Here is a 6,000-nt window from a genome sequence, read left to right as displayed (position 1 = left end):
CGGTCGGCCTGCATCGACGCGGTGGGGGCGGCGTGCGCGGCGAGGGCCGGGCCGGCGATCCCACCGGCGGTAGCGGCAACACCAGCAGCGGTCAGAACGGTCTTGCGGATCAGATTGGTACGCATGAGGGTGCACCTTTCGATCGGGGGATACGCGCACACCGTCGGGGGACGGCACAGCGCGAAAGGAAGTCAAGGAAGGGGATCTGCCCGGCGGCCGCACAAGGGGCTCTGCTCGGGAGTCCGGGGGGATATAACCAACCCGAGTGGCTTCGCATTCCACAAGCCCGGGGCCTGCTCTGGATGGTGCTGGGGGATGTAACCAAACGGGGTGGGCCGGCATTCCGCCGGGCCTGACTCTCCGGTTCACCGTCCGGGCCGGGGGCCACGGCGGTCTGCTATGTACAACGACCCCGCCCCGCCGGCCATTCCACCCCCGGACTGGCCCCGCCCACCCGACACCGCAGGTCAGAGCGGACATCCGGGTGGCAGCCACCGGGCCTCAATCCGGACATCCGGCACTGAACCGACGGACCGGGTGACCACCTCAGCCCAGGCGCCTACCGTCGGCCGACCGACACCCCGCGCTCACAGCTCACGGTCGGTTGTCAGCTCCCGGTCAGTTGGTGAGGTGGCGCCGATTAGTCAGCTCGCGGGCCGGTGGGTCAGATCTCCGCCGGGGAGACATGTTCGTGAGCGATATGCCTGTGAGTCATAAATATGCCTCACAGGCATATCGCTCACCGGCCCATCGACCGGCCATGCACTACTGGCAGTAGCCGATCGGCCGTGTTGCCGTTGCCGGTCGGCGAGCCCTTGGCGTGCCGGTCGCCGATTGGCCCAGCCGGTCACCCGGAAATCGGCCCTCACGCTGGTCCACCCCACCGACCAGGATCGAGGCACAACGACATTCCTGGAAGGACCGGAACGACGATGACGACGGCCGACATGTGGTTCGACCCGCGCTGCCCCTGGGCCTGGAACGCCTCCCGCTGGCTGCTGGAGGTGGAACAGGTCCGCCCGGTCGAGGTGCGTTTTCACGTGATGAGCCTCAGCGTGCTCAACGAGGGCCGCGAGGGGTTGGAGGAGTGGTACCGGGAGTGGTTGAAGCCCGGCATGGGCCCGGTGCGGGTCGCGGTGGCGGCGGAGCTGAAGGCCGGCCCGGAGGTGCTGCGAGACCTCTACACCGCCCTGGGCAACCGGATCCACCACGACCGGGCGCCGATCGGGCCCGACCTCTACCGGGCGGCGCTGGCCGAGGTGGAGCTGCCCGTGGAGTTGGCCGACGCGGCCGACTCCACCGCGTACGACGAGGCGCTGCTGGCCAGCCACCACGCCGGCCTGGAACCGGTCGGCGAGGACCTCGGCACCCCGACCATCCACGTCACCGACGACGCCGGCCGGCGCAACGCGTTCTTCGGGCCGGTGGTCGCGCCGATCCCCCGTGGCGAGGACGCCGGCCGGCTCTGGGACGGGGTGGTGCTGGTCGCCGGCACCGACGGGTTCTTCGAGCTGAAGCGGGCCCGGACCCGGCCGCCGCTCGACCGCTGACCGTTCAGCCGAACGCCGCGGCGAACGGGCCCCGGTTCGTCGGATCCGGCACCGCGAACACCACCAGGTCGAACCGGCCCGCGTACGGGCGGCCGGGCCCGAGCAGGTCGGCGAAGGCGGCGGCGACCTGGCGCGGGTCGTTGCGGAACACCCCGCAGCCCCAGGCGCCGAGCACCAGCCGCCGGTGTCCGTGTGCCAGCGCCACCCCGAGCACCCGCCCGGCGCGGCGTCGCAGCACTCCGGGCAGGTTGACCGGCTCGCGCAGCGCACCGGCGTTCGGCGCCGCCGCGGTCAGGAAGGCCACCGGGTACGGCGCGATCAGCCGCCCCGAGTCGTCCCGGAACACCGCGACGTCGGGGGAGTGGATGACCCGGTCGGAGTAGACCGGGTCCGGCCGGGCCCGGTGGTACGCGTAGAACTCTGGCGCCGTCCGCAGGCTGGCGGCCAGAGCGGAGGATCGGGCCAGGCTCTCCTCCTGGGCGTGCGCGCCGGTGGCGTACCCGCCGCCGGGTTTCTTCGCGGAGGCGAAGTTGAGGCAGGCGACCCGGCCGTCGGCGGTGCCGGCGAGCCGGCGGGTGGCGGCGAGGCTCGTCTCGTCGGTCACCTCCACCGTGGACGGTCCCGCCGGGCCGGGCTCGGGCAGCGGCTCGTCGGGCAGGTGCAGGGTGGCGGCCGGTACCGGCCCGTACCGGCCCGCGGCGACGAGCCGGTCGGTCTCGGCGGCCAGCGCCGCCCGTTCGGTACGGTCCACCGGCCCATCATGCCGGCCCGGGCCGACCCCGGCCGACCCGACCGTCGGCTCAGGTCAGCTCGACCGGCAGTGGCACCGGGCGCTTCGCCACCCGGTCGTCGCCGGAGGAGCGGCCGCGCAGGTGCCGGGCCAGCCACGGCAGCAGGTGCCGCCGGGTCCAGGCCAACTCGGTGCGGAGCACCTCGTGCCCGCGTCGCCGGGGTGCGACCGCCAGGGGTCGGGTCCACGAGTCGTCGTACCCGGGCAGGCCGGCGGTGTGCGCGAGCGCCGCGGCGATCCGCTCGTGGCCGGCGCTGTTGGCGTGCAGCCGGTCCTCGCTCCACAGCCGGGGGTCGGAGGCGACCGGGTGCGCGGCGAAGTCCAGCAGGGTGGCCCCGGTCTCGGCGGTGACCCGCCGCAGCGCCGCGTTGAGCATGACCACCCGGCCGCGCAGCGGGCGGGCCAGCGGCATCACCGGCACCGGATCGGGCAGCGTGAAGGTCAGCACGGTGGCGCCCTGGCCGACCAGCGCCCGCTGCATCGTCGCCACGTCCGCGGCGATCCGCCGCGCGTCGAACGAGGGACGCAGCACGTCGTTCATGCCGGCCACCACCGTGCACAGGTCCGGCGCCAAATCGAGGGCCACCGGCAGTTGCTCGGCGAGGATGCGGGCGGTGGTCCGCCCCCGGATCGCCAGGTTGGCGTACTCCAGACCGCCCTGCTCCCGGGCCACCGCCTCGGCGAACCGGTCCGCCCAGCCCCGGTAGCCGCCGGCGTCGTCCGGGTCGTCGAGCCCTTCGGTCGTGCTGTCGCCGATGGCGACGTACCGCTGCCACATCACGGTGGACAGCCTATGGGCGGCGGTGCCGCCGCCGTCCGCCGGGCGCGGCCGGTACGGGGGCGTGTGCCTGGTTGTTCTCGCTGGACCGGGAGCTGGCCGCGCTCGCCGAGCCGTGAGCCAGCCCCGATCCGGCCCAGATCCGGCCCTGATCCCGCTCGTCCCGTCCGCGCCGGGTCGGGCGGAGGGCGGAGGGCTCAGAGCCAGCCGGAGCGGCGGAAGAGCCGGTGCAGGACCACCGCGGTGGTCGCCATCAGCAGCAGGGCGCCGGCGTAGCCGTACCGCCAGGTCAACTCGGGCATGTGCGTGAAGTTCATGCCGTACACGCCGGCCACGGCGGTCTGGGTGGCGGCGATCGCGGCCCACGCGGCGATCTTGCGCATGTCGTTGTTCTGGTCGACGGCGAGCTGCGCGAGCCGGGACTGGAGCACCGAGTTGAGCAGCTCGTCGTACGCGGCGACCCGCTCCACCGCGCGGCTCAGCCGGCCCTCGACGTCGACGAACCAGCGGCGCAGCCCCGGCGGCGGCCCACCGTCCCGGTCGGCGACCAGCGCGCGCACCGGCTCCTGCAACGGCAGCACCGCCCGCTTGAACTCCACCACCTCCCGCTTGAGCTGGTAGATGTGCTGGATGTCCGCGCCCCGGTCGCGGGCGAACACGCTCTCCTCGACGCGTTCCAGGTCCTTCTCCAGGTGGGCCGCGACCTCCAGGTACAGGTCGACCATCCGGGCGGCCACCGCGTACCCCACCGCCCACGGCCCCTCGGCCAGCATCGCCGGGCGGCTCTCGATGTCGTGCCGGACCGGGGTCAGGGCGCCGGAGGCGCCGTGCCGGACGGTGATGACGAACCGGTCGCCCAGGAAGACCATCACGTCCCCGGTGTCGATCACCTCGGAGGTCGCGGTCAGCTCGGCGTGCTCGACGTAGCTGGCGGTGCGCAGCACCAGCAGGGTCACCCCGTCGTGCCGCTGCACGGTGGGCCGGTGCCCGTCGGCGAGCGCCTGCTCCACGACGAGTTCGTCGAGGCCGAAGGTGCGCCCGACCGCCGCCATCACCGCCGCGCCCGGGTCGTGCAGCCCCAGCCAGACGAAGGCGTTGCGGCCGCGCCGGGAGCGGGCGTACGCGTCGGCGTAGTGCGGGCGGCCGGACTCCCGGCGGCCGTTGACGTACACCGCGCAGTCGACCACGGCGTCCGGATTGGACCGCCGCGGGGCCGGCGCGGACGCCTCGGCCTCGCGGCCGAGCACCCGGCCGACCAACGACCCCAGTCGCGGAATGAGCCGTGCCGCCACCGTCCACCTCCGCCGCCCTCGATCCGGGGGCCCACCGTAGTACGGCGGTGCTCCCGCCCGTGGTGGTGGGTCAGGCCACGGCGGTGGCCCGCACGACGATGTTGTCGGAGTAGTCGCGGGAGCGCTCGTCGAAGCGTCCGCCGCAGGTCACCAGTCGCAGCCCCGCGCCCGGCCCGCCCGGTCCGTAGACCAGCCCGGTGGGAAAGCTCCGCTTCGGGTACGCCCCGACGCCGTCCACCGCGAACGTCACCGCCCGGCCGTCGGCGCGGGTGACCCGTACGGTGTCGCCGGGCCGCAGCCGCCCCAGGTTGAAGAAGACCGCCGGGCCGTCGCGGGTGTCGACGTGGCCGACGATCACGGCGTTGCCGGCCTCACCGGGGCTGACGCCCGGCCGGTACCAGCCGGCGACGGTGGGGCGGTCCAGCGGCGGCACCTCCAGGGTGCCGTTCGGGTCGCCGGCGACGGACACCAGGTCGGCGTGGACGCCGATGGCCGGGATGTCGATGCGGACCGGTTCCGAGCGGGGCAGCACCGGCCCGGGGGATCCGCTGCGGTCGGCGCCGCGCGCGCCCACGCCGGGCTGCGGCGGCCCCGCCGGCGATGCGGTGAGCCCCACCGTGATCAGGCTGAGTCCGGCGGCGCCGGCCACCGTCACCGCCGCCACCGACGCCCGGGTACGCGTGAACCACCTGCCGAGGGCCATCGCCTCACCTCCCGCGACACGGCGATGCGGTCGGGGTGCCCGTCCCGGTCGCGCCGGTGCGGGCACCCCGTCCTAGGGATGGTGTGAGGTACGGGTCAGGCGACGGGCGCGGCCGCTCGGCGTCGGCGGCGGACCATGACGGTCGCCCCGATCGCGGCGGCTCCGGCGAGCGCGCCGCCCGCGGCCAGCAGGCCGGTTGTGGTGCCGTCGTCGTCGCCGCCGCCACCGGCCGGCGCCGCGCCGATCGGGGTGACGGTGAAGGTGGCGCTGCCGCCGGAACTGCCGTCACCGCACGTGGTGGTCACCGTGTAGGTGCCGAGGGTGAAGCCGGCGGTGAAGAGTTCCGCGCTCAGCCCGCCGCCGGCGGCGGCGGTGGTGGAGCGGACGTTCTGGTCCCGGTTCGGGCCGGTGACACGGAAGATCGCGTCGCCCGCCTTCGGGTTGCAGGTGGTCGCGGTGAGTACGACCGTCCCGCCGACCGGTGTGGTGGCCGGTGACACGATGGTCTGCGCGAGCGCGGCGGCCGGGAGCAGAAGCGTGCCGAGCCCCACGCCGAGCGCCGTCGATACGAGAACTGACTGTGCCTTCATACGCGTCTTCCCTCACTTTTCGTCCGCTGTCTGCGTGGGACGTCGTTCGGGTGGCCAACTCCGTAACTAGCACCGGTGTGGCCAACACTAGGAGGGTTGGGCGTCGCGCCCGACGTAAATGAGAAATCTTCGTTGCCGTCCCGAGTTTTCCCTCGCGCCGGGGAGCTGCGGAAATGCCCGTACAGGATCGCCCACAACGCCCTTTCGGTCGTACCTGCTCGTGCCGGTCGTCCCGTTGCGGCGGGAAGCATCCTTCCGCGCGGCCCGTCCCCTTGTGGGAAGAGCTGCCCGGGTCGA

Annotated in this window: 6 protein-coding genes; 1 reads left to right on the top strand and 5 read right to left on the bottom strand. The window is 73.9% G+C overall.

Translation table 11 applies throughout. The features are described from left to right. Nucleotides 1-932: 932 nt before the first annotated feature. The gene (locus ACTMS9_RS30125; RefSeq protein WP_441149631.1) at nt 933-1,550 is read left to right on the top strand and encodes a mycothiol-dependent nitroreductase Rv2466c family protein; all 618 of its coding nucleotides are present in this window, start codon (nt 933-935) and stop codon (nt 1,548-1,550) included. Nucleotides 1,551-1,554: 4 nt separating this feature from the next. On the opposite strand, the gene ACTMS9_RS30120 is transcribed toward ACTMS9_RS30125, so the two are convergent. The 5 genes from ACTMS9_RS30120 to ACTMS9_RS30100 all read right to left on the bottom strand — a co-directional run bounded on the left by ACTMS9_RS30120 (nt 1,555) and on the right by ACTMS9_RS30100 (nt 5,703). Further along, the gene (locus ACTMS9_RS30120) at nt 1,555-2,301 is read right to left on the bottom strand and encodes a TIGR02452 family protein (RefSeq protein ID WP_441149630.1); all 747 of its coding nucleotides are present in this window, start codon (nt 2,299-2,301) and stop codon (nt 1,555-1,557) included. Between the two features lie 49 nt (nt 2,302-2,350). After that, nucleotides 2,351-3,118, bottom strand: a complete 768-nt coding sequence (locus ACTMS9_RS30115; protein ID WP_357617454.1) for an SGNH/GDSL hydrolase family protein — start codon at nt 3,116-3,118, stop codon at nt 2,351-2,353. Between the two features lie 197 nt (nt 3,119-3,315). Beyond that, nucleotides 3,316-4,410: a magnesium and cobalt transport protein CorA gene (locus tag ACTMS9_RS30110; protein ID WP_441149629.1), complete on the bottom strand. Its 1,095-nt coding sequence runs from the start codon at nt 4,408-4,410 to the stop codon at nt 3,316-3,318. Between the two features lie 70 nt (nt 4,411-4,480). After that, on the bottom strand, nt 4,481-5,113 hold the full coding sequence (locus ACTMS9_RS30105) for a class F sortase (RefSeq protein WP_441149628.1): 633 nt from the start codon (nt 5,111-5,113) through the stop codon (nt 4,481-4,483). A gap of 95 nt (nt 5,114-5,208) precedes the next feature. After that, nucleotides 5,209-5,703 carry a hypothetical protein gene (locus ACTMS9_RS30100; RefSeq protein ID WP_441166586.1) on the bottom strand — a complete coding sequence of 165 codons (495 nt, stop codon included), beginning with the start codon at nt 5,701-5,703 and terminating at the stop codon, nt 5,209-5,211. Nucleotides 5,704-6,000 lie beyond the last annotated feature (297 nt).

It is taken from the genome of Micromonospora sp. L31 (assembly GCF_052068075.1).
GTDB lineage: Bacteria > Actinomycetota > Actinomycetes > Mycobacteriales > Micromonosporaceae > Micromonospora > Micromonospora purpureochromogenes.
This window is presented reverse-complemented; position numbering and strand designations above follow the sequence as displayed.